Raw genomic sequence first — 1,641 nt, 5'->3', positions numbered from 1 at the left:
ACGCCGCGCGCCGGGAAGTCAGCAGGCATCACGCGCATGTCCTCGGGGAAATCAAAACCCGGCGGCTGCGGCGGAAACGGTCCCGACCGCGCGATCTCCTGCCGGTAGTGCTCGATCCACTTGCCGTGGTTGAAGGTGACCGCGCCGACGATGCGGCCGCGGCGACCGTAGGCCGCGGCAAAACGGCGCTGCTTCACCGAGCCCTGGGTGAAGACGATTTCGTCGCCGAACGACGGCACGCCAACGGATTTGATGTTCACACCGAACTGACCCGACCAGAACTGCGGGATCAGCAGGTGCGCCCAGCGATCGACCTCCTCGCAGACCAGGTTGTGTGCGGCGACCCGGGCGCCCAGCACGGCGTTGTCCCAGTGTTCCATCGCCAGGAACTGGTAGTCGTAGAGCACATGCGGGGCACGCGCAATGTCTCCGGCCACGAAGACGTTAGTGGTGATCACCCCGTTGATGTCGAACGCGCGGCACCCGGCGTCACACCCCACCCCCCAGAATCCGGCCGCCAACCCGCACCCGTCGAGCCACTCGACGTTGCGGATCGACCCCAACGACGTCACCACCACATCGACGTCCAGCGTGCTGCCGTCGGAGAGCCGTGCGCGGCGCACGTGCCCGGCCGCATCACCCTCCAATGCCAGCACCGAGACATCGGTGCGAAGGTCCACTCCGGCGCCGCGCTGCATTTCCGCGGCGATCGCACCGATCACCCCACCGAGCGCCCCGGACAGCGGGGCCGGGCCGCGTTCGGTGACCGTGACTTTCAGGCCGAGTTCGCGGCACACCGAGGCCACTTCCGAACCGATGAATCCGGAACCGATGATCAGCACCCGCCGGGGCCGGGCCGCCAACGCCGCCTGCAGCCGTGCGGCATCGGCACTGGTGCGCAGCGTATGAACACCCTCCAGCGCGGCCTCCTCCGCGTTGGGCCATCGCCGGGCCCGCACGCCGGTGGCGATTAGCAGCCGATCGCCGGGAACCTCGCTGCCGTCAGCGAGCCGCACCAGCCGGTTGGCGCGGTCCAGGGCGGTCGCGGCGACACCGAGTCGCCACTCGGCGTCCACCTGGCGCAGCCGCGGCAGCTTCGTGTGATCGGCCGGCACCCATCCCTTGAGGACCTGCTTGGACAGTGGCGGCCGGTCATAGGGCTCGTCCGGCTCGTCGCCGATGATAATGAGCTGCCCGCGAAAACCCTCTTCCCGCAGGGCTTCGGCGGCGCGAAGCCCGGCCAGCGAGGCGCCGACAATGACGATGCGGCCGTTGTCTTTGAAACCATTCCGATTCATCGGTGTTGGCTTGCTACGCGGTGTCGAGCCGGTCCACGAGGATTGCTTGCACCGGGCATGACGCCGCTGCCCGCAGTACCCGCAAACGCTGACTGTCGTCCGGGTTGGGGTCGTAGGTGAGAGTTTCGTCGCCGCTGAGTCTGAGCACTTCGGGTGCGAGCGGCACGCACTGCGCATAACCCAGGCAGCGGTTCAGGTCGACGACGATCCGCATAGCGGCCTCGATCCTCGTGGGGCTGAAGACCTAATGCTGCGCAGCCTACATCCAGTCGCGACGCCATTCACGGGATTACGAAAGGCACTGACGGCGAGATGGATTCGCGGATCCGGGTGCATGCTGGTA

Annotated in this window: 2 protein-coding genes; both read right to left on the bottom strand. The window is 67.5% G+C overall.

Annotated elements, in window-relative coordinates:
- Positions 1 to 1,298 (bottom strand): NAD(P)/FAD-dependent oxidoreductase (locus WBF82_RS00160; protein ID WP_424381094.1); only part of this gene is annotated, 1,298 nt, incomplete at its 3' end.
- 13 nt (positions 1,299 to 1,311) lie between these two features.
- Positions 1,312 to 1,512 (bottom strand): ferredoxin, encoded by a 201-nt coding sequence (locus WBF82_RS00155; RefSeq protein WP_424381093.1) that lies wholly within the window; start codon positions 1,510 to 1,512, stop codon positions 1,312 to 1,314.
- Positions 1,513 to 1,641: the final 129 nt, after the last annotated feature.

Origin of the sequence: Mycobacterium sp., assembly GCF_049673265.1 — a bacterium.
GTDB lineage: Bacteria > Actinomycetota > Actinomycetes > Mycobacteriales > Mycobacteriaceae > Mycobacterium.
The sequence above is the reverse complement of the archived record's forward strand: the minus strand, read 5'-3'. Positions and strand labels throughout refer to the sequence as shown.